20 protein-coding genes are annotated in these 25,999 nt (G+C 71.9%); 11 read left to right on the top strand and 9 right to left on the bottom strand.

Going from position 1 to position 25,999, the window contains the following annotated elements; genetic code table 11:
- Window positions 1–514: 514 nt before the first annotated feature.
- Window positions 515–2,593, bottom strand: coding sequence for a S9 family peptidase (locus ACFY3L_RS30485; RefSeq protein ID WP_389332524.1), 2,079 nt, complete (start codon window positions 2,591–2,593; stop codon window positions 515–517).
- Window positions 2,594–2,874: 281 nt separating this feature from the next.
- Between ACFY3L_RS30485 and ACFY3L_RS30490 the strand changes: the two genes are divergently transcribed.
- Both ACFY3L_RS30490 and ACFY3L_RS30495 read left to right on the top strand, forming a co-directional pair.
- Window positions 2,875–3,759: a dienelactone hydrolase family protein gene (locus ACFY3L_RS30490; protein WP_389331559.1), complete on the top strand. Its 885-nt coding sequence runs from the start codon at window positions 2,875–2,877 to the stop codon at window positions 3,757–3,759.
- Window positions 3,760–3,956: 197 nt separating this feature from the next.
- A complete protein-coding gene (locus ACFY3L_RS30495; RefSeq protein WP_389331562.1) occupies window positions 3,957–5,177 on the top strand; it encodes an FAD-binding oxidoreductase in 1,221 nt (406 codons plus the stop codon).
- On the opposite strand, the gene ACFY3L_RS30500 is transcribed toward ACFY3L_RS30495, so the two are convergent.
- On the bottom strand, window positions 5,174–5,701 hold the full coding sequence (locus ACFY3L_RS30500; RefSeq protein ID WP_389331565.1) for a GNAT family N-acetyltransferase: 528 nt from the start codon (window positions 5,699–5,701) through the stop codon (window positions 5,174–5,176). The two genes, ACFY3L_RS30495 and ACFY3L_RS30500, sit on opposite strands and share 4 nt — an antisense overlap.
- Before the next feature lie 72 nt (window positions 5,702–5,773).
- On the opposite strand from ACFY3L_RS30500, the gene ACFY3L_RS30505 reads away from it, so the two are divergent.
- From ACFY3L_RS30505 to ACFY3L_RS30530, 6 genes are all read left to right on the top strand, one after another.
- Window positions 5,774–6,019, top strand: a complete 246-nt coding sequence (locus ACFY3L_RS30505; protein ID WP_389331568.1) for an acyl carrier protein — start codon at window positions 5,774–5,776, stop codon at window positions 6,017–6,019.
- The gene (locus tag ACFY3L_RS30510) at window positions 6,003–6,752 is read left to right on the top strand and encodes an SDR family NAD(P)-dependent oxidoreductase (protein WP_389331571.1); all 750 of its coding nucleotides are present in this window, start codon (window positions 6,003–6,005) and stop codon (window positions 6,750–6,752) included. Before ACFY3L_RS30505 ends, ACFY3L_RS30510 begins: the two co-directional genes overlap by 17 nt.
- Before the next feature lie 111 nt (window positions 6,753–6,863).
- Complete coding sequence (locus ACFY3L_RS30515; protein ID WP_389331574.1) at window positions 6,864–8,258, top strand: AMP-binding protein; 1,395 nt, start codon at window positions 6,864–6,866, stop codon at window positions 8,256–8,258.
- Window positions 8,255–9,301, top strand: coding sequence for an acyl-protein synthetase (locus tag ACFY3L_RS30520; protein ID WP_389331577.1), 1,047 nt, complete (start codon window positions 8,255–8,257; stop codon window positions 9,299–9,301). The genes ACFY3L_RS30515 and ACFY3L_RS30520 overlap by 4 nt, the downstream gene beginning before the upstream one ends.
- Window positions 9,295–10,521, top strand: coding sequence for an acyl-CoA reductase (locus ACFY3L_RS30525; protein ID WP_389332527.1), 1,227 nt, complete (start codon window positions 9,295–9,297; stop codon window positions 10,519–10,521). Before ACFY3L_RS30520 ends, ACFY3L_RS30525 begins: the two co-directional genes overlap by 7 nt.
- 53 nt (window positions 10,522–10,574) lie before the next feature.
- Window positions 10,575–11,519 (top strand): glycosyltransferase family 2 protein, encoded by a 945-nt coding sequence (locus tag ACFY3L_RS30530; RefSeq protein WP_389331580.1) that lies wholly within the window; start codon window positions 10,575–10,577, stop codon window positions 11,517–11,519.
- A gap of 262 nt (window positions 11,520–11,781) precedes the next feature.
- On the opposite strand, the gene ACFY3L_RS30535 is transcribed toward ACFY3L_RS30530, so the two are convergent.
- From ACFY3L_RS30535 to ACFY3L_RS30565, 7 genes are all read right to left on the bottom strand, one after another.
- On the bottom strand, window positions 11,782–12,741 hold the full coding sequence (locus ACFY3L_RS30535; RefSeq protein WP_389331583.1) for a threonine/serine dehydratase: 960 nt from the start codon (window positions 12,739–12,741) through the stop codon (window positions 11,782–11,784).
- A gap of 75 nt (window positions 12,742–12,816) precedes the next feature.
- Window positions 12,817–13,782, bottom strand: a complete 966-nt coding sequence (locus ACFY3L_RS30540) for a TAXI family TRAP transporter solute-binding subunit (RefSeq protein ID WP_389331586.1) — start codon at window positions 13,780–13,782, stop codon at window positions 12,817–12,819.
- Window positions 13,779–14,195, bottom strand: a complete 417-nt coding sequence (locus ACFY3L_RS30545; RefSeq protein ID WP_389331589.1) for a roadblock/LC7 domain-containing protein — start codon at window positions 14,193–14,195, stop codon at window positions 13,779–13,781. Before ACFY3L_RS30545 ends, ACFY3L_RS30540 begins: the two co-directional genes overlap by 4 nt.
- A gap of 5 nt (window positions 14,196–14,200) precedes the next feature.
- Window positions 14,201–17,017: a nitrate- and nitrite sensing domain-containing protein gene (locus ACFY3L_RS30550; protein ID WP_389331592.1), complete on the bottom strand. Its 2,817-nt coding sequence runs from the start codon at window positions 17,015–17,017 to the stop codon at window positions 14,201–14,203.
- A 153-nt stretch (window positions 17,018–17,170) separates the two neighbouring features.
- Window positions 17,171–17,560 (bottom strand): hypothetical protein, encoded by a 390-nt coding sequence (locus ACFY3L_RS30555; RefSeq protein WP_389331594.1) that lies wholly within the window; start codon window positions 17,558–17,560, stop codon window positions 17,171–17,173.
- Between the two features lie 107 nt (window positions 17,561–17,667).
- Window positions 17,668–23,403, bottom strand: coding sequence for a pullulanase-type alpha-1,6-glucosidase (gene pulA, locus ACFY3L_RS30560; protein ID WP_389331597.1), 5,736 nt, complete (start codon window positions 23,401–23,403; stop codon window positions 17,668–17,670).
- Window positions 23,404–23,496: 93 nt separating this feature from the next.
- Complete coding sequence (locus ACFY3L_RS30565; RefSeq protein WP_389331600.1) at window positions 23,497–23,952, bottom strand: MarR family winged helix-turn-helix transcriptional regulator; 456 nt, start codon at window positions 23,950–23,952, stop codon at window positions 23,497–23,499.
- Window positions 23,953–24,037: 85 nt separating this feature from the next.
- On the opposite strand from ACFY3L_RS30565, the gene ACFY3L_RS30570 reads away from it, so the two are divergent.
- From ACFY3L_RS30570 to ACFY3L_RS30580, 3 genes are all read left to right on the top strand, one after another.
- Complete coding sequence (locus ACFY3L_RS30570) at window positions 24,038–24,436, top strand: HAAS signaling domain-containing protein (RefSeq protein ID WP_389331603.1); 399 nt, start codon at window positions 24,038–24,040, stop codon at window positions 24,434–24,436.
- A gap of 494 nt (window positions 24,437–24,930) precedes the next feature.
- On the top strand, window positions 24,931–25,476 hold the full coding sequence (locus ACFY3L_RS30575; RefSeq protein WP_389331606.1) for a hypothetical protein: 546 nt from the start codon (window positions 24,931–24,933) through the stop codon (window positions 25,474–25,476).
- Window positions 25,477–25,512: 36 nt separating this feature from the next.
- Complete coding sequence (locus tag ACFY3L_RS30580) at window positions 25,513–25,980, top strand: YbjN domain-containing protein (RefSeq protein WP_389331609.1); 468 nt, start codon at window positions 25,513–25,515, stop codon at window positions 25,978–25,980.
- The last annotated feature ends 19 nt before the right edge of the window (window positions 25,981–25,999 follow it).

The following is a 25,999-nucleotide window of genomic DNA, read 5'->3' on the forward strand; positions in this document are numbered from 1 at the left end:
GGAGCCAGGCACAGCCCGCCGCAGGGCAGGCAGGGCGCGCCCGCTTGCCCTACGCGACGGCCAGGCGCGACCCGCCTCAACTGCGGGAGCAGGCGTCTCGACCGGAGGAGCCAGGCACAGCCCGCCGCAGGGCAGGCAGGGCGCGCCCGCTTGCCCTACGCGACGGCCAGGCGCGACCCGCCTCAACTGCGGGAGCAGGCGCCTCGACCGGAGGAGCCAGGCACAGCCCGCCGCAGGGCAGGCATTTGCCTACCAGCTCTACCGAAGCAGTCAGGCGCGTCTCCCCGCCGGACAGACGTGCCTACCAGCTCTCATGAAGCAGTCCGACCAGCCCGGCCCGCTGCCGGTAAGACACGGCGTGTCCGCCTGCCTACCGGACGAGTCAGGCGCGAACCGGCACGCCACGGAGGCAGGCGTGGCGGGCTGTCCTGGCGCCGGCGGTCAGGCGTGACGCGCCCCCGGGTGAGGCGCGGGCGACCTGACCGGCGGCGACGGTCGCGCGGCGGGCGGGTGGTCAGGCCAGGCCCACGCGGTCCAGGATCCAGGCGGTGATGAACGCCTCCTCGCGCCAGGCGTCGTAGCGGCCGCTCGGGCCGCCGTGGCCGGCGCCCATCTCGGTCTTGAGCAGGACGTCGGACTCGGGCGAGAGGCTACGCAGGCGGGCCACCCACTTGGCCGGCTCGTGGTAGAGGACGCGGGTGTCGTTGAGGCTGGTCACGGCCAGGATCGCCGGATACGGGCGGGCCGACAGGTTCTCGTAGGGGGTGTAGGACTTCATGTACGCGTACACCTCAGGGTCGGCGAGCGGGTTGCCCCACTCCTCCCACTCGGTGACGGTCAGCGGGAGCGACGGGTCGAGGATGGTGTTGAGGGCGTCGACGAACGGGACCTGCGCGACGATGCCCGCGAAGGCCTCCGGGGCGATGTTGGCCACGGCGCCCATGAGCAGGCCGCCGGCGGAGCCGCCGCGGGCGATGAGCTTGTCCGACGACGTCCAGCCCGTCTTCACCAGGTGCTCGGCGCAGGCGACGAAGTCGGTGAAGGTGTTCCTCTTCGCCAGCAGCTTGCCCTCGTCATACCAGCGGCGGCCCATCTCGCCGCCGCCGCGGATGTGGGCGACGGCGAAGACGACGCCGCGGTCGAGCAGGGACAGGCGCGGGATGGAGAACCACGGGTCCATCGACGCCTCATAGGAGCCGTAGCCATACAGGACGGCGGGGGCCGAGCCGTCGCGGGGAGTGCCGGCGCGGGCCACGATGGAGATCGGGACGCGGGTGCCGTCCTCGGCGAGGGCCCACTCGCGGTGCTGCTCATAGCGGGACGGGTCGAACTCGCCCAGGACCGGCTTCTGCTTGCGCAGGGTCAGCTCGCCGCTGTCGAGGTTGCAGTCGAAGACCGAGTCGGGCGTGACCAGCGAGACATAGTGCAGGCGGAACGAGGTGGTGTCGTATTCGAGGTTGGCCTCGGGGCCCGCAGAGTAGATCGGCTCGGGGAACTCGATGTCGTAGGGCGCGGCGCCCTGCAGCGGCACGACCCGGATGCCGGTGAGCCCGTCGCGGCGCAGCGAGACGACCAGATGGCCGGAGAACGCGTCGACCCCGAGCAGGCGGGTGCCGGGCTCGTGCTCGATGAGCGTCGTCCAGGCGCCGGGCGCGTCGACGGAGGTGTACGACAGGGCGAAGTCCTCCGCGCCGTCGTTGTGCAGGATCAGGAACCGGTGGCCGTGGTGCTCGACCGAATACTCCACGCCCTGCCGGCGCGGCGCGATCGGCTGCGGCGGGCTGGTCGGCGCGTCGGCCGGGATGACCAGGACCTCGCTGGTGACCTTGCTGTGGATGTCGATGAGGATGAAGCGCTCGGAGCGGGTCAGGTCGACGCCGACCCAGAAGCGCTCGTCGGTCTCCTCGTGGACCACCACGTCGTCGGAGGAGGCGGTGCCCATGGCGTGCCGCCAGACCTTGTTCGGCCGCCACGCCTCGTCGACGGTGATGTAGAAGAGCGTGGAGCCGTCGGCGGACCAGGCGGAGCCGTAGAACGTGCCCTCGACGGTGTCGGGCAGCAGCTCACCCGTGTCGAGGTCCTTGACGCGCAGCGTGAAGCGCTCGTCGCCGGCGAAGTCGGTGCTGTAGGCCAGGAGGCGGCTGTCGGGGCTGACGTCGAACGTGCCCAGGGCGAAGAACTCCGAGTCGCCCGCGAGGGCGTTGCCGTCGAGGAGAACCTGCTCGCCGGGCAGGGCGCCGCCGTCGCCGAGGTCGGGCGGCGCGGCCTGGCCGGCCTCGACCGGGACCCGGCAGTGGATGCCATACTGCTTGCCCTCTTCGGTGCGCGTGTAATACCAGAAGCCACCCTTGCGGGTCGGCACCGAGAGGTCGGTCTCCTTGGTGCGGGACTTGATCTCGCTGAACGCCGTCTCGCGCAGGCTCTCCAGGTGCGCGGTCGCCGCGGTGGTGAACGCGTTCTCCGCCTCGAGATAGGCGATCGTGTCTGGGTCTTCCTTGTCCTGCAGCCAGAAGAACTCGTCGACCACGGTGTCGCCGTGGTGCGTCCGCTCGTGCGGAACCTGCTTCGCCGTCGGCGGCTGAACGCCCGTCACACCTGAAGTCACGCTCAAGACGTTACCCTCACCCCCCGACACTTTCGGGCGCGTCGACCCCTCAAAAACACCCGAGAGCCGGTGGGCGGAGCACGCAACCGGGGGGTGAACTCGGCAGTCTGTCCTGTAGGAGAAAGCGACGCCGGTACCGTCATGGTCTCGAAGTTCGGGCGAGCCCATGGAGGAGTGCGGTGCGGCGTCGTGGGGTGTTGCACATCGGGGTGGCGGGACTGGCAGCGATGCTGGTCCAAGCGTGCGCCGGGGAGTCGGATGCACCTGAAGTGAAGGGCGGCGCGGCGTCGGGCTCCTCCGGCGCGGTCCAACCGTCCTCCACGTTCGACCCCTCGGCGTACGTGCCTGCCGCCGTGCCGATCGCCGAGCTGAGGAAGCTCTACTCGTACGACTCCAAGGCGACGCTCAACGCCCAGCTCACCGACAAGCGGACGGGTGACGGCGTGATCCTGGAGGACATCACGTTCTCCGACACGAGGGGTCGCGAGGAGATCCCGGCGTACGTGCTGGGTCCGGAGAAGTTCACCGGCCGCCTGCCCGCGGTGGTGTACGCGCACGGCAGCGACGGCAACCGCGACACGATGCTCAAGGAGGGGATGGCGCTCGCCCGGCTGGGTGCGCTGGTGTGCGTGCCGGAGCTGCCGCTCAAGCCGTCGGGCGACCCGGTCGCCGACAGCAAGGTGGTGGCCGACTCCGTGGTGGCGCTGCGCCGCGCGTACGACCTGCTGATCCGCCGCTCGGACTGCGACGGGTCGAGGGTCGGGTTCGCCGGCCACAGCTGGGGCGCGGCCATGGGCGCCGTCCTGTACGGCATCGACTCCCGCATCACGGCGACCGTGCTGGCGTCCGGGTTCAGCCGGATCTCCCGCTGGATGGTCCGCAATCCGCTGCCGAAGGACTGGCACGCATACCTGGACGCATTGTCCCGCTTCGACGCGCCGCCGTACATCAAAGTCACCGGCCGCAAGGCTGTGCTGCTGCAATTCGGCAAGCAGGACCAGGAAGTCACAGACGCCGAGCGCGCCGAGCTGGCCGACGGCGTCGCGGGGCCCAAGGAGCGCAAGGACTACGACACCGGCCACGATCTCGTCGGCTTCGAAGCCGCGGCCACCGACCGGGTGGCCTTCCTGCGGAAGCAGTTGCGACTGAAGTAGCGACCCACTACGCTTTCGAACACATGTTCGAGATCGCTCGGACATGACTGAACGCGTCGTTGGGAAAGCTTGGATCACGCCCTGACCGGCGGGGTCCCGGCTGCCGCGAATCCCGCCGACGAGCACTTCCCCGTGTGGTCGTCTCGTCGGACGATCCAGCCTGGCGCTGGGTCGTGAGCAGGGAAGCGTGGGCTGCGGTGAGCGTGATCGAAGTGCTGGCGGAGGCGTGCGGGCCGGAGCACGTGTGGGAGGCCGGCCCCGCCGACAGGGTGGACGGGGTGCCGGCCGGCTGGGTGGTCGCGCCGGGCAGCGCCGAGGAGGTCTCCGGCGTGCTGCGCGCCGCGGCCACCGCCGGGCTGTCGGTCGTCCCGTCCGGTGCCGGCACGAAGCTCGACTGGGGGCTCCCGCCCGCGCACGTCGACGTCCTAATGGACCTCGGTCGCATGTCGGGCGTGCTCGACCACGCCCCGGACGACCTCGTCGCGACCGTCGCCGCCGGCACCCCGATGCGGGCGCTGCGGGCGCACCTGCTGCGGGTGGGGCAGCGGATCGCGCTCGACGTCGCGTCGCCCGGCGCGACCCTCGGCGGGGTCCTCGCGACCAACGAGGCGGGCCCGCTGCGCCACCGGTTCGGCACGCCGCGGGACCTGGTCGCCGGCGTGCGGGTCGCGCTCGACGAGGGCAGCCTGGAGCGGCATCTCGACGGGCACGACCTGGCCAGGCAGGTCTGCGGATCGTTCGGCACCCTCGGCGTCATCACGGAGGCGACGGTCCGGCTCGAGCCGATGCCGTCCGCGCGGGCATGGGTCGTGCGGCCGGTGTCGACCCCGCGCGAGGTGCAGCAGCTCACGGAGGCGCTGGTCTCCTCGTCGCTCGGCGCCGCGGCGATCGAGGCCGACCTGCCCGGCGGCGCCGGCCGCCCCGCCGAGCTCGCCGCGCTGTTCGAGGGCAGCCGCGCCGGCAGCGCCGCCCGGGCCGAGGCCGCCGCGCACCTACTCGGCGGCGGCGCCTCGGTCGAGCCCGCGCCGCCGGAGTGGTGGGGCCGCTACCCCTTCGACGCCGACGACGTGGCGCTGAAGATCTGGGGTCAGCCCAGTGAACTCTTCGCCGTCGTCTACGCCCTGCGCGACGCCGCCGGCATGCCGGTGCCGGTCCGCGGCTCGGTCGGCGCCGGCATCGCGCACGTGGCACTGCCCGTCACGACCCCGGCGGAGCGGCTCGCGGGCATGCTGACCGCCGCCAGGACGGTGCTCATGGCCCGTGGCGGGGGCGGGTGCACGCTGCTGCGCGCCCCCGCCGACCTGCGCGACCTCGTGGAGACCTACGGCCCGGCCCGGCTCTGTGACGCGACCGTCCGGCTGAAGCTGGCCCTGGACCCCGAGGAGCGGATGGCCCCCGGCCGCCTGCCCGCGTGTTAACGCGACCTCTCGGTCCAGACGACCAGCTGGTCCACGCCGTCGATCTCGGTGGTGTACTGCCGCTCCGGCACCTCTTTGAAGCCGAAGCGGCGGTGCAGGGCGATCACCTGCTTGTTCCACGCCAGGGTGCGGCCACCGACCGACGTGAGCTTCATCTCGTCGAACGCGTACGCGACGGCGGCCTTCTCCAGCTCCATCCACGCCGGCAGCAGCTCACCGCGCTCCTCCAGGCCGTCGACGTCGAGGAAGAACCCCCACTCGGCGGTCCCGGCCACCTCGTCGTGGTCGTTGAAGGTGACCACGCCGCAGTCGTTGCCCTTGTACGAGAAGATCAGCACCCGGCGGGACGGGTCGGACTGGACCTTCGACCACCACTGAGCGTGACCCTCGGGCGTGATGAACGCCGTGTAGATGCTGGCACCGCGCGTCTTCGGGTGATTGCGCCACCGCCGGATGGTCTCGACGTCCGAATCGTCGGCTTCGCGCAGCACCTTGGTACCTCCCGTAGGCGGGCGTGTGGGCATTGAAAGACCGGCCAACGGTACACTCGCTCGCGGACGCCAGCCGCTTACCCGATCGAACAGGACCCTGAGCTGATGAGCAACCTCGATCGTCTTCGTGTCGCCTTCCGCACCGCACTGGCACTCCCGGAGGACTACGACGTCGACAAGCTTGAATACCGGGGCATCGAGAAGTGGGACTCGCTGGCGCACCTCTCCCTGGTCGGCGAGATCGAGGACACCTTCGACGTGATGATCGACACCGATGAGGTGATCGACCTCAGCTCGTTCGACAAGGCCGTCGAGATCCTCGGAAAGCACGACGTTGAGTTCTCCGGCTGAGGGCAGGGTCGCGCTCGTCACGGGCTCCTCGCGCGGGATCGGCCGGGCAGTCGCGCGCAAGCTCGCTACTGAGGGCTACCAACTCGTCCTGCACGGCATGCGCGAAGGCTCGGCCAAGACCACGGCCGACGAGATCACCGCCGACTTCGGCATCGAGCCGCTCGTCGTGCACGGCGACGTCAGCGACGCCGCCGACGTCAAGGCCATCCTGCGGCTCGTCTTCGAGCGCCACCGCCGCCTCGACGCCCTGGTCGTCAACGCCGGCGTCCACGAGGCGGGCTTCCTCGGCATGATGGGCGACGCCGCGATCGAGCGGCTGTTCGCCGTCAACGCCGTCGGCGCCACGTACACGGTGAACGGTGCCGTCAAGCTGCTGCGCCGGGGCACCGCACCCTCGGTCGTCCTGCTCTCCTCCGTCATGGGCACCTCCGGCTCCGCCGGCCAGGTCGTCTACGGCGCGACCAAGGCCGCCGTCGCCGGGTTCGCCCGCGCCGCGGCGAAGGAGCTCGGACCGGCCGGCATCAGGGTCAACGCGGTCGCCCCCGGGTTCATCGCCACCGAGATGCTGGAGTCCCTCGACGAGGCCGGCCGTGCCGAGCGGGTCGCCGCGACCGCGCTGCGCCGACTGGGCCAGCCCGAGGACGTCGCCGACGTGATCGCGTTCCTGCTCTCCGACGCGTCCCGGTTCGTCACCGGCCAGGTGATCGAGGTCGATGGCGGCCTGGTCGTATGACACACCGTGACGGCGCTCTACACGACAAATCGGACTATTTTTTTGGATGCTGTACGGTGAGAGGCATCCGTGTCCACCTCGCCGGCATCAGTGCGCCGCGGAGGTGACGCCATGACGTTGTTGCACCCCGACGCGAGGCTGATCGACGCGGCGACCGGCGCCGAGCTCAGTGGCGTGCCGCTCCGCGAGGCGGTGCACGCGGCGGTCGCGGGGTTCACCGAGATCACGCCCGGCGTGGTGTTCCTGCGCACGCCGACCACCGTCGAGGCGATCGTCCGCTACATCGGCGCGTTCGAGTCGGGGCGTCCGCTGGCGCTGCTCGACCCGGGCCTGCCGGCCGAGATCCTCGCCGACTTCATCGACCGGTTCGAGCCCGCCGCCGTCTGCGGCCCCGTGCCGCAGGACGTGCACAAGGGGTACACCCGCCGCGGCGACGAGCTGTGGGAGCGCGACACACCGCCGGCCATCGAGCCGCACCCCGACCTCGCCACGCTGCTGGCGACGTCGGGCTCCACCGGAAGCCCCAAACTGGTCCGGCTGTCGCGCACGGCGATCCTGGCCAACACGACGTCGATCATCGAAGCGCTCGGCATCACCGGCGCCGACGTCGCGGTGAGCAGCCTGCCGTTCTACTACAGCTTCGGCATGTCGGTGCTCAACACGCACCTCGCCGCCGGCGCGACGGTCGTGGTGGAGTCCGAGGGGCTGGTCGCGCGGTCGTTCTGGCCGGCGGTCACGAAGTTCGGCGTGACCTCGCTCGCGCTGGTGCCGTCGCAGTACGAGATGCTGCGCCGCCTGCGGTTCGACCCGAAGCGCTACCCGAGCCTGCGCACGCTGACGCAGGCCGGCGGCCGGCTGCGGGCCGAGCTGGTGCAGGACTTCCACGACCGCATGGCGTCCGTCGACGGGCGGCTGTTCGTCATGTACGGGCAGACCGAGGCCGCTCCCCGCCTGACCACGCTGCCGGCCGGGCGGCTCGCGGAGAAGCTCGGCTCGGTCGGGCCCGCGGTGCCGGGCGGCGCGCTCGCCATCCGGCTCGAGGACGGCACCGAGACCACCGCCCCGGGCGTCGTCGGCGAGGTGCTCTACCGCGGCCCGAACGTGATGATGGGCTACGCGGAGACCGCCACCGACCTGGCCCGCGGCGACGAGCAGGGCGGGCTGCTGGAGACCGGCGACCTCGGGCACCTCGACGAGGACGGCTACCTGTTCATCGACGGGCGGCTCAAGCGCTTCGGCAAGGTGTTCGGCGTCCGGCTCAACCTCGACGACATCGAGCAGCTGGCGGCCGCCACCGGCCCGGGCGCCGTCGCGGCCGTCTCCGGCGACGACAAGGTCATCGTCTTCGTCGAGGGCGCGACGGCCGAGGAGCTGGCGCCGCGGGTGACCGAGCTCGCCGACCGGCTGAAGCTGCACTGGTCGGGCTTCGAGATGCGCGGCCTCCCCGCCTTGCCGCTGCTCAGCAACGGCAAGGTCGACTATCGAGCGTTGGAGTCCGCACGATGAGCGTGTTCACCCTGTCGCAGCCGGACCGCGAGGCGCAGCTGCTGCCCCGCCTGGTCGAGCTGACCGAGCAGCACCGGGCGCGGGGCGAGGCGTACGCCAACATCCTCGCCGCCACCGGTCATGGCCCCGGCCGCTCGTACGAGCGGATCAGCGACCTGCCGTGGCTGCCGGTGCGGCTGTTCAAGACGCACCAGCTCAAGAGCATCCCCGACGACGAGGTCTTCAAGGTCCTGACCTCCAGCGGCACCACCGGCGACGTCAGCCGCATCTACCTGGACAAGGCCGCCGCGGCCGCGCAGACCAGGATGCTCGGCCAGACCCTGCAGGCGGTCCTCGGCCCGAAGCGGCTGCCGATGCTCATCGTCGACACGACCGCGATCATCAAGAACCGCCGCTCGTTCAGCGCCCGCGGCGCCGGCGTCCTCGGCATGATCACGTTCGGCCGGGACCACGTCTGGGCGCTCGACGAGGACAGCAAGCCCGACCTCGAGGCGGTCCGCGGATTCCTCGCCAAGCACGGCGACAAGCCCTTCCTGGTCTTCGGCTTCACGTTCATGGTCTGGCTCTACCTGTACGAACTGGCGCGCGACAACGGCCTGGATCTCAGCAACGGGATCCTGGTGCACTCCGGTGGCTGGAAGAAGCTGGTCGACCAGCAGGTCGACAACGCCGAGTTCCGCCGCGCGTTCCAGGCCGACACCGGGCTGCGCAACATCCACAACTTCTACGGCATGGTCGAGCAGATCGGCGTCGTCTACCTCGAAGGCCCGGACGGCAACTCGCTGTACTGCCCCGACTTCGCCGACGTCGTCATCCGCGACCCGGAGACGTGGGAGCCGCTGCCGCCCGGCAAGCCCGGTCTCGTCGAGGTGATCAGCACGCTGCCGGAGTCGTACCCGGGCCACGTGCTGCTCACCGAGGACATGGGCGTGATCAACGGCATCGACGACGGCGCCTGGCCCGGCAAGCGCTTCTCCATCCTGGGCCGGCTGCCGCGCGCCGAGGCCCGCGGCTGCAGCGACACGTTTGTGGGTGCATCGTGAAGAGCGTATTTCCTGAAATTTCCGATATTTCGGTTGAGCGGCTGCTGGCGGAGATCACCGACGAGCCCGAAGGCGGGCGGCTGACCGTCGGCGACGAGCGGGTCCGGGACTTCCTGATCGCGTTCTCCCGGCGGCTGCTCAAGCCCGATCTCGCCCGCCGCCACCCCGAGCTCGGCTCGCTCGGCTTCTTCCTGCGCAAGGGCGAGCTGGCCCGCGCCGTCGAGCGCCTCGCCGACGGCGCCAACGGCCAGCGCCGCGCCCCCCGCGGCCTGGTGCTGCACTTCCCGCCGGCCAACGTCGACACGATCTTCGTCTACTCGTGGGCGCTGTCCGCCCTCGCCGGCAACCACAACATCGTGCGGGTCTCCGCCCGTGCCGCCGGCGCCGCGCAGACCGTCCTCGAGGCGCTCAACGACGTGCTCGCCGACGCCCACCCGGCGATCGCGCAGACCCAGCGGATGGTCACCTACGACCGCGACGACGCGATCACCGGCGCCCTCATCGGCGCCTGCGACCTGCGCGTGCTGTGGGGTGGCGACCAGTCCGTCAACCAGCTCCGCAAGCACCCGATCCAGCCGCTCGCCCGGGACCTCGCGTTCCCGGACCGGTCCTCGTTCGCCGCGATCTCCGTCGCCGGCTGGCAGGCCTCCACCCCGGAGCAGCGCCGGGCGGCCGTGGACGGGTTCGCCAACGACCTCTACTGGTTCGACCAGGCCGCCTGCTCCTCCCCTCGCGACCTGTTCTGGGTCGGTGAAGGCGGCGTCGAGGAGGCCCGCGCCGAGTTCGACGAGCTGCTCGGCGAGGTCGTCGTGCAGCGCGGCTGGGGCGTCGACCCGGCGATGGCCGTGGAGAAGTACGTCGCCACCTACGGCCTCGCCGCCACCGGCGCCGCCACCAGGATCGCGTTCAACGGCAACGCCGTCGCCAACGTGTCCCTCGCCGGCCTCGACGACCTGCAGCGGCACTGGCTCGGCGCCGGCACCATCTGTCACGTCACGGTCGGCTCGCTCGCGGAGCTCGCGCCGGCGATCCAGCGCAAGGACCAGACGCTCAGCCAGTACGGCTTCACCATGTCCGACCTCGACGACTTCGTCACCACGCTCGCCGGACGCGGCATCGACCGGATCGTGCCCTTCGGCCAGGCGCTGACGTTCGCGGGGACCTGGGACGGCTTCAATCTGCTCCACGAGTTCACGCGCATCATCACGATCCAGGCCTGACCTCAAAACGGAGTACTCTCCTCCGTACACGGTTCTGTGAGGAGCTCCACAACGTGTCTCTGTCCGTCGTCGTCCCGTGCTACCGCTCCGCGCGAATCCTCCCCACGCTGGTCGAGCGGCTCAACGGCGTGCTTCCCGGCATCACCCCCGACCACGAGGTGATCCTCGTCGTCGACAGCACCGACAACACGTGGGACGTCGCCAGCGAGCTCGCCGGCAAGTACGAGCACGTCCAGGCGATCCGCATGGCCCGCAACTACGGCCAGCACAACGCCCTCATCGCCGGCATCCGCGCCGCGTCCTTCGACCGCATCATCACGATGGACGACGACCTCCAGCACCCGCCGGAGGAGCTGCCGAAGCTCGTCGACGCCCTCACCGACGACCTCGACGTCGTCTACGCGGTCTCCGAGCAGGAGGAGCACGGCGCCTTCCGCAACCTCACGTCGTGGGGTGCGAAGAGCCTGGTCATGGGCCGCACGATGGGCATCCCCAACGCCGACGTCCTCGGCGCCCTGCGCATCTTCCGCACGTTCCTGCGCGCGGGCTTCGAGCAGGTCAGCGGCCCGCACGTCTCCGTCGACATCGTCCTGTCGTGGACCACGACCCGCGTCGGCACCGCCACCGTCCGCATGGACCAGCGCACCGAGGGCCGCTCCGGCTTCACCTTCAAGTCGCTGATGAAGCACGCCGTCAACATGATCCTCGGCTATTCGACGAAGCCGCTCCGGCTCGTGACGTACCTGGGGTTCCTGATCGGTATCTGCGGCCTGATCCTCACGATCCGGCTGGTCTGGCTCTACGTCATCGGTGACACGACCGTGGCCGGCTTCACCACGGTCGCGTCACTGGTCACGGTCTTCTCGTCGGCCCAGCTGATCGGCATCGGCGTCCTGGGCGAGTACCTGGGCCGGGTGCACGCCCACGGCATGGGCCGCCCGACCTACGTCATCCGCGAGCACGTCAACAGCACCGCCGGCCGCACCGACGCCGCCTGATCGAAACGGCCACTGGACCGGCGCTCCGCGCAGGAGCGCCGGTCGTCCACAGGCGCCCGGCTGTACACAGACCGATGTCCCCAGCTGTGGATAACTCCCGCCGAACCTGTGGATGAGTGCGCACAAGGCTGTGGATAACCGTGTGGGGTACACGTGGAGTACACCCCGGATCCACCTGGGTGTTGGCCGGGTGAGGCCAGGGCGAGGGCGACCTGGGGAGACGATGCCCACAGGAGTTACCCACAGGCTGTGGATAACCCGGTCAGTCGGTGAAGAGGCCAGCGGCCAGGCGGGGGTCGATGTTGCCGCCGCTGACGACTGCCACGGTGCGGCCGGCGGGGAGCTCGTCGCGGTGGTGCAGGACGGCGGCGGTGGCTGCGGCGCCGCTGGGTTCGGTGATGAGGCGGCCGCGGCGGGCGAGGACCTTCACGGCGTCGAGGATCTCGTCCTCGGCGACAGTCACGATCGCGTCCAGGTGGGCGCTGAGGTGCGCGAGGGTGAGCTCGGACAGCGGGGTCCGCAGGCCGTCGGCGATGGTGCTGAGCATGCGCTGCTCGGGCCAGACGCGCACGACGCCGGCGGCGAGGCTTTCGGCGGCGTCCGCGGCCACGGCGGGCTCGACGCCGATGACGGCGACGTGCGGGGCGAGGGCCTTGATCGCGGTCGCGACGCCCGAGGAGAGGCCGCCGCCGCCGACGGGGACGACGACGACGTCGACGTTGGAGAGGTCCTCGAAGATCTCCAGGCCGACGGTGCCCTGCCCGGCGATGATGTCCGGGTGGTCGTAGGGCGGGATCAGGGTCAGGCCGCGCTCGGCGACCAGCTCACGGGCGACGGTCTCGCGGTCGGCCTGCGGGACGAGGATGACCTCGGCGCCGTAGCCGCGGGTCGCTTCGATCTTCAGGGGCGTCGAGACGTCGGGCATGACGACGGTGACCGGGATGCCGAGGGAGCGGCCCGCGTAGGCGAGGGCCTGGCCGTGGTTGCCGGAGGAGTGGGTGACCACGCCGGCGCGGCGGTGGTCGAGGTCCAGGCGGTGCAGGGCGTTGGTGGCGCCGCGGAGCTTGAACGCGCCGATCGGCTGAAGGCTCTCGGGCTTCAGCCACAGTTCGTCGGCCCAGGGGCACGGCAGCAGCGGGGTGCGAACCACGAGGCCGGAGATCCGCGCGGCGGCGTCGCGGATGTCGTCCAGCCTGACGAGGTGTTGAGCGGTGGTGGTCACGGGGTCATCTTGACAGCCCACGGGCATGATCACCCTCCTCGCATCCGGCGAATGAGAGATCCATAACGTCGATGGTCAGCCGCTGCTGTAGAACCGCGCGGCGCCGGGGTGTAGCGGTACAGGATCGGTGACCAGAGCACCCGCTTTGTCGTAATTGGCGCCTTCAGGATGTACGCGGCTCAGCTCGAGCTGGTAGTCGAAAAGGATCTTGGTCAGGTCGTGCGCGAGCTGGTCGGGCATGTCGGGCGACACCAGCAGCAGGTTGCCGATCACGATCGTGTCGACGTCCGCGGGCGTGTCGTAGGTCGACTTGGGGAGCTTGCCCGCCGCGTACACCCCGCCGTAGCGGAACGCGAGCGGCTTGAGCAGATCGTCGAGCGGCAGCAGGGAGAACTGCCCGGGAGCGCTGGCCAGCAGGTCGGCGATGCCGGGTGTGGGCAGGCCGCCGGTGAAGATCAGCGCGTCGGTGGTGCCGGCGAGCATGCCCTTGGTCGTCTCCGGCAGGGAGAGGCGCTGCCGGACGATGTCGGTGTCGGGGTTGATCCCGCCCGCGAAGAGCAGCCGGCCGGCGAAGACGTCGGCGCCGGAGCCGGCGGAGCCGGTGGAGATCCGCTTGCCGCGCAGGTCGGCGAACTTCGTGACGCGCAGGCTGTTGCGGACCACGACCTGGGCGTAGCTGCGGTACAGCCGCCCCAGCGCCACGATCTTCTGCGGGTTGCCCTCGAAGGCGCCCTTGCCGTTCACGGCGTCGGCGGCGGTGTCGGCGATGCTGAACGCGACGTCCATGTCACCGGTCGCGACGCGCTGGATGTTCTCACCGGAGGCGCCGGTCGCCTCGGCGCGCGCCTCGTAGCCGGGCACGTGCTTGGTGATGAGGTCGGCGTAGCCACCGCCGAACTGGTAGTACACGCCCGTCGTGTTGCCGGTGGCGATGAAGATCCGCCCGCCGTGCCACAGCCCCGCGCCGGCGCGCGGCGGTGCCGACGAGCCGCAGCCGGCCAGCAGGGCGCACACGAGAAGGACAGCCGCGAAGCGCCTCACCGGAGCATCGCATCCCGCGGGAGGGGGTCGAGCGCGTCGGCGACCCGGTGGACGAGCATGGCCGTCTCGTAGCCGACCTGGCCGAGGTCGCAGCCGGGGGCGGCGAGCACGCCGAGCAGCGCGCGGTCGCCCACGGCCATGACGATCATGACGCCGCCGTCCATGTCGACGATGGTCTGGCGGACGAGGCCGGCCTGCATCACGCGGGCGGCGCCGAAGGTGAGGCTGGCCAGGCCGCTGATGACGGCGGAGAGGTGGTCGGCCTGGTCCACCGGCAGGTCGGCGGAGCAGGCCAGGCGCAGCCCGTCGCCGGAGACGGTGATCGCGTGCGCGACATCGGGGACCTGCCGGGCGAAGCTGGCCATGAGCCAGTCGAGCTGGCCCGCGCCGGTCGGGTTCTGAGCGTCTGGCATCGCCATCATCGGTCCTTCTGTGCAGGGTTTGCGCTGTGGGTCGCGCTGTTGAAGCCGCCCGTGCTGGTTCGGCGGGCGGCGGCCGAGACACCTTCCGCGAACGCCGACAGCCGGGACCGGACGGCGTCCGGGTCGACCGCGTTCCTGCGGGTGGCTGGCGGCTCCGGGCCCGTCGCTCCCGGTGCGGGCTGAGCTCCGGGGGCGGGCTGAGCTCCCGGTGCGAGCTGCATTCCCGGGGCGAGCTGCGCTCCCGGGCGGCGGCGGGGCAGGCCGTCCGAGTCGGAGCCCGAGGGTTCCGGGCCGTCGGCGGAGCGGGACGGACCTCCCGGCCGTAGCGGCGGCCAGGCACTGAGGGAGGGTGGCGGGACGGGTGGCCTGGGGGTGTCGCCACCGCCGCTGAGGTAGGGGCGGAACCACGGTGCGGGCGCCCCGGACGGAGTCGGCTGGTGTTGCTGCGGTACGCGAGGCCGCCCCAGCGGTGCGCCGACCGTCGAGGGCACGACGACCGGCGGCGGCCCGGGGCGGGGCGGCGCGGAGACCGGGACGCCCGAAACCGGCGCCGCCGAAACCGGCGCGGAGGACACCGGCGCGGACGAGACGGGCGCGGGCGAAACGGGTACAGCGGCGGCCGGCACGGAGAAAACCGGCGAAACCGGTGGAAACGGCGGAAGCGCCGAACGTGGCGGAGCCGACGGAACCGCGGCAGCGATTGGGGCAACGGCGGCAGGAGAAGGGGAAGCGGCAGCAACGGCGGAAGCGGAGGCAGGGGCCGAGGAGACCGGCGCGGCGGCGGGCGTCAGCGCCGGCATCCGCTCCAGGGCCCGGTGCGGCAGCGCCACGTAGGCGACCGTGCCGCTGCCGGTGGCGTGCAGCTCCACCCGGATCCGGTGCCGGGCGGCCAGGTGCGACACCACGTGCAGCCCCATCGTGCCGGCCGCCGCGCTGCTCAGCGTCGTCGGCGTCGCCAGCCGCGAGTTGATCTCCGCGAGCCGCCGCGGCGCGATGCCGATCCCGCTGTCGTGCACGCGGATGATGGCACCGTCGACCGTGGGCCGGGCGTCGACCCGGACCTGCTGCGTCGGCGGCGAGAAGGTCGTGGCGTTTTCGAGCAGCTCCGCCAGCAGGTGGACGAGGTCACCCACGACCGGCCCGGTGATCGCCAGGTCGGCGGGCTGGACCTCGACCCGCTGGAAGTCCTCGATCTCCGACGCGGCGGCCGTGATGACCGCGCCGATGCCGACCGCCTGGGTCGCCGGCCGGCCCGGTTCACCGCCGGAGAGGACCAGCAGGTTCTCGCCGTTGCGGCGCAGGCGGGCGGCGATGTGGTCGAGGGCGAAGAGGCGGGCGAGCACGTCCGGGTCGGTCTCGTCGCGCTCGAACTCGTCGAGGAGCCGCAGCTGCCGGGTGATGAGGGTGCGGATGCGCCGGGCCAGCACCTCGGCCATCCGCGACACGTCGACGCGCAGCTCGGCCTGCTCGCCGGCGAGCCGCAGCGCGGTGCGGTGGACGGTGGCGAACGCGTCGGCGACCTGGCCGATCTCGTCGTTGGTGGCGGCGATGCTCCGGGTGGCGGCGGCCGCCGAGGTGGCGGTCGGCATCGCCGCGCCGGCCGCCACGGAGTGGATCACGTCGGGCAGCTCCTGCCGGGCGACCGTCAGGGCCGCGGCACGCAGCCTCCGGAGGCGCCGGGCCGTCCGTACGGCCAGGGTGATCGCGATCGCGAGGGCGGCGAGACCGATCGCGGCGGTGCCGATGAGGGTCGCCCACGCGCGCCGCTGGGCGGTGACGGCGATCTGCTCGGCGCGCCCGTCGAGCCGGTCCGACAGGTCGAGGCTGACGATGTTGAGCCGGCGGATGAAGCCGGACTGCGCCACGAACCACGTGTCGGCGTCGACCTTCAGCCCGGCCGGGTCCTTCTCGGCGTTGCGGGCGGCGGCGCTGAGCTTGTCGGCCTTGTCGACGTCGAGGCCGCGGATCTCCTGGTCGTACACGGTGCGCCAGGCGCCGGTCGCGGCCCGGTGGAACTCGGCGGCCCGCTGGTCGCGGGCGCCCCGCAGCTCCGACATGGCGCCGAGGTCGCCGGGCTCGACGGCGCCCCGGGAGAACACCGCGCGCAGCAGGTCCCGTTCGAGGGCGGCGAAGTGCTCGACGGCCGCGACGGCGGCGACGGCCCGGGCCGCGTTGGCGAGCTCGTTGTCGGCGATCTGCGCCGGCACGGCGTCCGCGATCGCCAGCAGGGCCTCGGCGAGCGGCCGGTACACGGGGTCGGTCATCAGCGTGATGGCGGGGTTCGTGTCGGCCGCCTCGCGGGTGGCGCCGAGCCGGCTGTAGATCTCGTTGACGGCCCGGACGGCCCGGTCGAGGTCGGGCACGGCCTTGACCGCGGCGCGACTGTCGGCGAGGTAGCGTGCCGCGGCCTTGTCGGTCCGCTCGCGCTGGGCGACGACGAGCGAGACACCGGTCTTGCCGCCCCGTTGCCGCAGTGCCGCGGTCTCGGCGACCTCGCGCTCCAGCTCGTGCACGAAGCTGACCGCGCTGGTCGCGGTGGATGCGAGGGTACGAGCTCGCGCCGCGTCCCCGGCGGCGGACCTGGCGGTGGCGGCCTGGGCGGTGCTGAGGACCGCGAGCCCGACCATCGCGACGACGATGGGGGCGAGCAGCTGCGTGCGGACCGACCGCAGCCGGCTGGGCCGGGTCGTGCCGCCGCGCCGGTGCCCGGCGACCGAGGTGTCAGGCGCGCCCGACCGGCGCTGCCGACCGCCGCCGCCGATCGCGCGGGGCGAGTCGGTGCCGGTCGCTCGGGAGGGGCTGCTGCCTGCCAACCGTCATCGCCTACCGGTGGCGGAGGAGCACGCTGTAGCGGGAAACCTGGTTAAGGAACACGAAAGGGCACGCTACTGGAAAGGTGCTTCCCCGATAAGCCTTCATTCGCCGAACGGCGGCCGTCACAAGCCAAACGGCCCGCCGTTGGCGAACTAGGCGTGACGGCGTCGTCGCAGTACGAGGAAGGCGACCGCTCCGGCGATCACGACGACGACCCCGAGCCCGATCCAGCCGGTCGACCGGCGGCTGGTCTCGGTGGTCGCGGCGGGGCTCGGGCTTGAGGTTGCTTTAACGCTCGCCGGCGGCTCCCCCGGCGTGCCGGGGGCCGCGGTCGCGGACGGCGCGATGGACCGGCCGGTCGGTTCGCGGAGCGTCGGCAGGTCGCTCAGCGGCGGCAGCGTCGACGGCGGCGCGCCCGGCTCGACGACCGCCGGCGGACCCGGCAGCGGTGGCCCGGGCGGCGGCGACGGCTTGCCGGTCGCCCCGGCCAGCAGCGCGACCAGTAGCAGCCCGGCGACGGTGAACGCCCGATGATGCCTCACACCGGACAAAACGGCACCGACCACCCAGCCTTGAGGCTTTTCCTCCCGATGATCCCGAACGGTTTCGGTAGCCCTGGCCACCAGAACCGTTCGGGATCACGGGAAGGTCAGGCGGGCTGGACGAAGACCGAGACGGTGCGGCCGGGGACGGTGAACGTGCCGTGGGCGCTGTCGAAGGTGGCCTGGCGGGCGAGCGGGTCCGCCGAGGCGGCCTGCACCGGATGGAGCGCGAACCGGGCGCCCGCGTAGACGCCGACCGTCTGCGTCGCGGCGGCCGGGCCGGCGTTGAAGACCACCACGATCGTGTGGAACCGCTGGTCGAGGCCGCGGGCGTCCAGCGTCATCGTGATCACGCCGGGCGTCGCGGACGCGCCGGACAGCGGGAACGCCACCCGCTGCTGCACCTGCGCCGCGGTGCCCAGCGAGAAGACCGGCGAGCTCGCCCGGATCCTCAGCAGCTCCTGGAAGCGGGCGCCGGCCAGGTCGATCGCGGCGCAGTCCGGCACGAGCGCAGGGTTGGCCAGCAGCGGCTGGGCGTAGGACCACTTGTCCTGGTTGTCGGCGGCGGGCGGCAGGCCGGCGCCGAAGCCGTTGCCGGCCGCGCAGTCCCAGCGGATCTGGTTGAACCAGTCGCCGGAGTTGAACGAGTTGCGGTCCAGGGACTTGGAGCGCAGCCGGTCGGAGCCGGTGGTGACGAACCCGGTCCCCTGGCCGAGGACGGTCGTGGACAGGGCGAGCACCTGCAGCCTCGCCCGCTGCTCGGCGGTCGTGCCGGTCGGCAGCTTGTAGGCGAGGGCGTCGTAGAGGATCTCGTTGTCGTGGGCGTCGACGTACGTGACGCCCTCCGCGGGCAGGCGGGTGTAGCCGGCCGGCGAGCCGTTGTAGTCGACCTGCGCGCCGGTGACGCGGTGGCCCGTGGAGTCGACGAACTCGTAGGCGGCGAGGTTGCCGGTGAGCCCGACCTGGATCAGGTCCTGGTAGTGCAGGAGCCTGGCCCGCTGCTCGGCCGTCGTCCCGTTGGCCGGGTCGCCGTTGGGGGCGGTGTACAGCCCGGACGCGAACCCCTGGATGCGCGGGTCGCCGTCGAACGGGCCGCCGCCGCGGACCGCGTCGCGGAGCCGGTCGTTGAAGGTGCCGATGCCGGTGCCGGCCATGTTGGCCTGGGTCGCCTGGACGAAGCGGGCGTCGCCGGCGACCTCGCCGAAGTTCCAGCCCTCGCCGTAGATGAGGATCTTCTTGCCGTCGACGCCGTCCTTACCGAGGGTCAGCTGGTCCAGCGCGGCCCGCACGGCGAGGATGTTGGCCTTCGGGTGGTGGCCCATGAGGTCGAAGCGGAAGCCGTCGACCTTGTACTGCTTGGCCCACAGCACGACCGAGTCGACGACCAGCTTGCCCATCATCGCGTTCTCCGGCGCGGTGTTGGCGCAGCAGGTGGAGTTGGCGACGGTGCCGTCGTCGAGCAGCCGGTGGTAGTAGCCGGGCACGATCTGGTCGAGGACCGAGTGCGGATCGGTGCCGGCGGCGGTGGTGTGGTTGTAGACCACGTCGACGACGACCCGCAGGCCGGCGCCGTTGAGCCCGGCGACCATCTGGCGGAACTGGGTGATCCGCGGGGTGCCCTGCGGGTCGGTGGCGTAGGAGCCTTCGGGCGTGGAGTAGTGGAACGGGTCGTAGCCCCAGTTGTAGCCGTCCTGCTCCGCGATCTGGGCGACGCACGCCTGCTGCTGGCTGGAGTCCGGCGGCAGCGCGGCCAGGTCGCACGGCGGCTGCTGCTGGTCGGCCCGCCGCTCGGGGATGGTGGAGATGTCGAAGACCGGCAGCAGGTGCACGTAGGACGTGCCGGCCTTGGCCAGGTCCCGCAGGTGCGTCATGCCGGCCGACTGGGCCTGGGCGAAGGCGAGGTAGGTGCCGCGCTGCTGCGCCGGCACGGTGGTGTCGGCGATGGAGAAGTCGCGGACGTGCAGCTCCTGGATCTGCGGCCGGGCCGGCACCGGCGGCTTCTTGACCGCGGACCAGCCGGGCGGCTGCAGGGCGGCGTCGGCCAGGTCGACGATCTGGCTGTGGGTGGAGTCGGCGGCGAGGGACACCGAGTAGGGGTCGGTCACCGACGCCGTCGTCACGCCCCGGACCGCGGGCTGCCAGGCGGTGACCCGGAAGCGGTAGTAGCGCCCCTTCCAGCTGCGGTCGCCCGTCGCCGTCCAGACGCCGGTGTGCTCGTCGCGCTTCATCGCCGTCAGTACCGGCTGCGCCGCCGGGTCGTCGAAGAGCTCCAGCGCGACGTTCTTCGCGGTCGGCGCCCACACGCTGACGGAGACGCGGCCGCCCTCGAAGTGCGGGCCGAGCCTCGCCCCGACGGCGCCGACGTAGAGGTCGTCGAGTGCCCCGGCGACCTGCACGGCGCTGGCCTCGGTGACGGCGCCGGCGGCGTCGCGCTCGACCACGACGACCTGCCCGCGCAGCGCGGTGGACACGGCGGCGCGGTCGGCGGTGACGTGGAACGCCTGGTATGCCCACAGGTGCGGGAACTTCGCCCGCTGCGGCTCGGTCAGGCTGCCGGTCGCGCGCATCGGCAGGGCCTTCGCGACGCCGACGACCTGCCCGTCGACCACCGACAGGCCGCCGTCGGGCGCGGACAGCAGCTCGTAGGAGTGCCCGTCGGCCGGCCCGGACCGCCACGCGATGGTGTCGCGGTCGACCCACACCGCCTTGGCCTTGGTCAGGTCCGTGTCGGGGGTGCCCTGCGGCGGGACCGGCAGCAGGTAGCGCTCCTGCCCGGACAGGATCCAGACCTCGTGCCCGACGGTGACGAGGTCGAGCGCCTGGTCGGCGGGCAGGTCCTTGGTGTCGCCGTTGTGCAGGATGTAGTTGAGCGTCGTGGCGTTGCCGGTCAGCGGCACGCGGAACCGCGCGCCGAACGCGTCGCTGCCCTCCGGGAGCAGCGGGCTGCCCCAGTCGGTGGGGGTCGCCGCGCCGGTCCAGACGTGCAGCCCCCAGCCGGTGTAGTCGCCGGCCGGGCGGCGGTAGTGCAGCACGGCGGCGTGCTCGGCGGCGGCGCGGGTCGGGTGGACGGTCGCCTCGCCGGAGCGGACCCAGGCCTCGCCCTGCCGGTTCGGCAGGACGGACTGGTCGGCGCCGGGGTCCTTCACGTCGCCCTTGTGGACGATGAAGTTGACCGGCTCGGCCGGGTCGGTCACCGGCACGTGCCAGAAGGCGCCGTAGCTGTCGGTGCCGTCCGGCGGGCGCGGCGCGGACCAGTCGGTGCCGGTGCCGGGCGCGAGGCCGTCGCCCCACAGGTGCAGGCCCCAGCCGGTGTAGTCGCCGTCGGGCCGCCCGTAGTGCACGGCGACGGTGCCGGTGGCCGCGGCCTGTGAGGTGTAGATGGTCGCGTCTCCTTGCTTGAGCCAGATCTCCGGCGTCTTCGTCGGGTCGAGCGTGCGGTCGACGGCGACGTCCTTCACCCCGCCCGAGTCGACCACGAGGAAGCCGACGTTCGCCGCCCCCGGTTTCAGCTTGACCCATGCGAAGCGGCCGAACGAGTCCTCCCCGGCGAACGGGGCGCCGGCCGGCCACGTCATCGGCGTCTCGATGTCGCCCCACGCGTACAGGCTCCACGGCTCGTATCCGCTGGTGGGGCGCTGGTAGTGCACGATCGCGTAGTCGGGCGCGGCCGCGCTCGGCGGCGTGCCGACCTTCGCGGTGATCCTCGTCTCGGCGGTGCGGCCGGAGCCGTCGCGCACGACCGCCTTGTACTCGAGCGTCGTGCCGGCGGGCAGCCCGTCGAGGTCGTGGTGGACGCTGTACGGCGCGGCGTGGTCGGTGCCGAGCAGCTTCCACGGGCCGTTGCCGGCCTTCGCGGCGAACGTGACCGTCGACAGCGGGTCGCCGGTGACCTCGGCCTTGACCTCGGCGGGGCCGGGGACGGCCTGGCCGGCGGCGGGCGCGACCAGCGTGACGGTGGGCTTCGCGGCGGGCATCGCGATCGCGCCGCGGGCCTTGAACACCACGGTGCTCAGCGGCGGCACGTCCAGTCGCAGCCGGCCGTCCCCCGCGGAGGCGGCGATCGCGCCCGTGGACGGGTAGATCCGGTCGAAGGTCGTGCTCGCCATGGCCGTCGGGACGGTGACGGTCTGCGTCGTGGTGGCGTTGTTGGTGGCGACCAGGTACTCGACCCGCTGCTGGGGGTCGATCCGGGAGAACGCGAACACGCCCGCGCCCTGCGCCGCGTACCGGGTCACCTGCACGCCCTGCTTGAGCGCCGGGTGCGCCTGCCGCAGCCGGGCCAGGCCGGCGATGGTGCGGTAGATCGGGTGGTTCTCGTCGTAGTGGGCCGCCGCGTGGGTGGTGTCGGTGCCGAGCAGGTCGTCGTCGAGGTAGTCGGGCGTGACGCTCGGGAACATGTCCTGCCGGGCGTCCTTGTCGCCGCCGGCGCCGGTGAAGCCCTGCTCGTCGCCGGAGTAGACGACCGGCTGGCCGCGGGTGAGGAACATCAGCTCGTGGCCGAGCTGGTCACGGCGCAGGTGCGTGGCGGGGTCGGTGCCGCCACCGGCGACGAACATGCCGATGCGGCCCATGTCGTGGTTGCCCAGGAACGTCGGCAGGGTGCCCGCGGTGGTGCCCGCCGACGTGTACAGGTCGTCCTGCGCGTACACGCCGGCGAGACCGGCCGCCGAGCCGCCGCGCGCCACGTAGTCGGTCGCGGCCTGCTGGAACGGGAAGTCCAGGGTCGCCGGCAGCCGGCCCTTGCGCACGTAGGTCGAGTCGAACCGCGGGTCGGCGTCGTACACCTCGCCGAACATGAAGAAGCCGCGCTTGGCGACCTTGTCGACGCCCTCGACGAACTGCGGCCAGAACTCCATGTTGACGTGCTTGGTGGTGTCGATCCGGTAGCCGTCGATCCCGGTGTCCTTGACCCAGTCGGCGTAGATCTTCGTCATCCCGCGGACGACCTCCGGGCGCTCGGTCCACAGGTCGTCGAGGCCGAAGAAGTCGCCGTACTCGCTGTTCTCGCCGCTGAACGTGGAGTCGCCGCGGTTGTGGTACATGAGCGGGTCGTTGAGCCACGCCGGCTTCTTGACGGTCTTGTCCGTCTCGCCGGCGAAGACGGGGGTGTACGGGAAGGACTGCGCGTTCACCGGCGGGAAGCCGTGCCGCCCGTCGGCGAAGGCGCGGTCGTCGAACCTGTTGCCGGAGGCGTCCTTGTACGGGTAGTCCGTCTTGCTCCGGTACGAGTACTGGTCCTGCGCGTACCGGATGACGTCGGCGGTGTGGTTGGTGATGACGTCGAGGTAGACCTTGATGCCCCGGCGGTGCGCGAGGTCCACGAGCCGCCGCAGGTCGGCCTTCGTGCCGAAGTGGGGGTCGATCTCGGTGAAGTCGGTGGTCCAGTAACCGTGGTAGCCGGCCGAGACGTCGGCGCCGCTGCCCTGCACCGGCCGGTTCTTCAACACGGGGGCGAGCCAGATCGCGGTGGTGCCGAGGTGCTCGATGTAGTCGAGCCGGTCGATGACGCCCTTGAGGTCGCCGCCGTGGTAGAAGCCCTTGTCGGTGGGGTCGTAGCCGGAGCTCAGCCGGCCGCCGGGCAGGCCGCCGGTGTTGTTGGACGGGTCACCGTCGGCGAACCGGTCGGGCAGCACGAAGTAGAACTGCTCGGCGTGCTGCTGGGCGCCGCCGGCGAGGAGGCTGGCGATGGACGGCTCGTTCTCCCACTGGGGCACGCCGCCGGCGTAGCCGCTCGGTGTCTTCGCCTGGTCGGGCAGCGTCGGCACACTGCCCTGCACCGTGGCCAGCGCGGCCAGGGCGAAGGCCGCGGCGGCGATGGTTTGCGTGAGTTTCAGGCGCTTCATGACGGGGCCCCCATCTCGCGGCAGGCCGTGAACGTATCGACACCCAATGATCGACACAAGGCACAGTGCCCCGATGGGGGGAGCGTCAGGGGGTTACTTGAGGGAGGCCGCGATCGCCTCACTGATCTTGCGCAGCTGCTCGACCTGCTCCTCGGTGAGCGCGTCGAACAGGTGCTTGCGCACCGTCTCCACGTGGCCGGGCGCGGCCGCCTCGATGGCGGCGAAGCCGGCGTCGGTCAGGTCGGCGAACTGCCCGCGCTTGTCGTCGTCGCAGTCGCGCCGGCTGACCCAGCCGCGGGCCTCGAGCTTGGTGACGGCGTGGCTGAGCCGGCTGCGCGAGGAACGGGTGAGGTCGGCGAGCTCACTCATCCGCCGGGTGCGTCCCGGCGACTCCGACAGCACGACGAGGATCTCGTAGTAGGCGTGCGGCATGCCCGCGTCGTGCTGCAGTTCGCGGTCGAGCCGGTCGATCAGCTGCGTCGCGGCGGAGTAGAAAGCACGCCAGGCGAGTTGTTCCTCGGCGTCGAGCCAGCGGGTCGGTGCGCTCACATCGCTCCCTCCGAGAACTGCGTGCATGTGCGAAAAGTCTTACTGATCATGCTGGAGAGTGCCAGCTTTTCCGGACGGGGTCGCCTTGAACACCTACGATGACCTGGTCAACGACTATCTTCACGCGGTCGAGCAGGCGCTGCAGAACGTGCCCGCCGGCCGTCGCGCCGAACTGCTCGCCGACCTCAGCGACCACATCGCCGGCAAGCTCGCCGAGACCCGGCCCGCCGAGCCGCACACCGCGCCCGGCCGGTCCCACGCGCCCGAGGTCGAGGTCCGCTCGATCCTGGACCTGCTCGGCGACCCCGCGGAGGTCGCGGCCGAACTGGAGGCCGCCGAGCTCCCGCCCGCCAGCATCGAGATCAACCCGGGTCGCAAGCTCGGCGCGCTCATCTGGGTGCTCATCACGGTGGCCCTGGTGTCGCTGCTCTGTGTCGGCGTCGTCCTGGCCGGCGTGTTCCTCTTCTACACCGGCCGGAGCTGAGCCCTCTCCCTCGTGGCCCGCTGGGCAGCGGGGCGCACCCCGGACGGCGCGGCACCACCGGCGGCACGGCTGCCGCCGGCCGCGGACCTTCACCTGCGACGAAGCCTGCGCCGGCCAGAAGCGCGACCGTGGAGATGGAGCCGATCGCCTGGAGCGGTGGGTGGCCCGGTCCGGCAGACGATCGTCGGGATGGTGGACGGTCGCGGGGTCCGGCGAGACCCCGCGACCGCGGCTTGTCACCGACGCCGCCGGGCGGGACGCGCATCGCTGCGCGATCCGCCCGGCAGTCCACCCGTCCGCGCCCGCCCCCTTGCTCCCCCAAGGCGGCGCAGACGTGCCGGTGGCTTCTGCCGGAGCTGGCGATGCGCGGCCACGCACCTGCTGCCCCAGACACCCCCCGTTGAAGCCTCCGGCCGGTGTGTCCAGATCAGCGTATCTAGACGTCTAGGTTCGCGCAATTGTTGATTCGAGGAAGAGTGGTCTAGATTTGCCGGGTGCGTGGCCGGCTCCTTCCAGTCGCCGATGGCTGGTATGAATGGCGTCAGGAGCCGCCCCTGGCGCAGAGCGTCCGGGTGCGGGTCGGCGTCGCCGACACTGGTCGGCTGGTGCTGACCGGGCTGCACATCGACGGCACGCCCAGCGCGGACCTGCTCCGGGCGATCCCCGTCGGGCGGATCGAGGCCGCCGCCAACGCGCAGCTCGCGGTCGTCCACGAGTCGATCGACACGCCGCCGGTGCTCAATCCGCGGCCGCGGCCGGTCGCAGCGCCCGTCGCCGGTGACACCGGCTGGGAGATGGTCGAGCCGGCGCTGGCGGTCGCCCGCACGTCGCCCGCCGCGGCGAACCCGTCACGGGGACGGCCGGACGTCTTCTACCGCGAGGTCGCCGACGTGTACCTCGACTTCGCGCAGGACTCGCCGCGGCCCGCCTGCGACCTGGCCGACCGGCACGGCGTGCCGGTCAGCACCGCGCACCGCTGGGTCAAGGAGGCCCGCCGCCGTGGCTTCCTGCCCCCTGGCCGGCCCGGAAAGGCCGGATGACCGGTGGCTGTGCGGTCATTCGATAGGGTGACAGGCGTGTCGATCGACGACGCCGTGCGCACCCGGGTGCACCGCCTGCTCACCGACTACCTCGGCGGGCAGCCGGTGCCCGCCGATCTGAGCACCACCCCGGCCGCCATCCGCAGCGGCACCGCCGTGGTGTACCTGCGCCTGGTCGCCAACGATCCGCCCTTCGTGCGCGTCTTCTCGCCGCTGCTGCGCCGTCTGGAGTGCTCGCCGCAGCTGCTGACGGAGCTCAACGAGCTCAACGGCCGGCTCAACTTCGTCCGGCTGTTCTGGCGCGACGACTCCGTCATCGCGTCGTATGAGCTGATGGCCGAGACGCTCGATGCGACCGAGCTGAGCAACGCCTGCGACTGGGTCGCCGACGCCGCCGACTACTACGACGTCCGGCTGCACGACCAGTTCGGCGGCGAGCTGGCGTTCGCACCGCCGCCCACGTCCCAGCACCCGGCCGACACGCCCCACGGAAAATTGTCGTAGCCCCACGGCAAGATGGGGG

It is taken from the genome of Dactylosporangium sp. NPDC000521, assembly GCF_042898305.1.
GTDB lineage: Bacteria > Actinomycetota > Actinomycetes > Mycobacteriales > Micromonosporaceae > Dactylosporangium.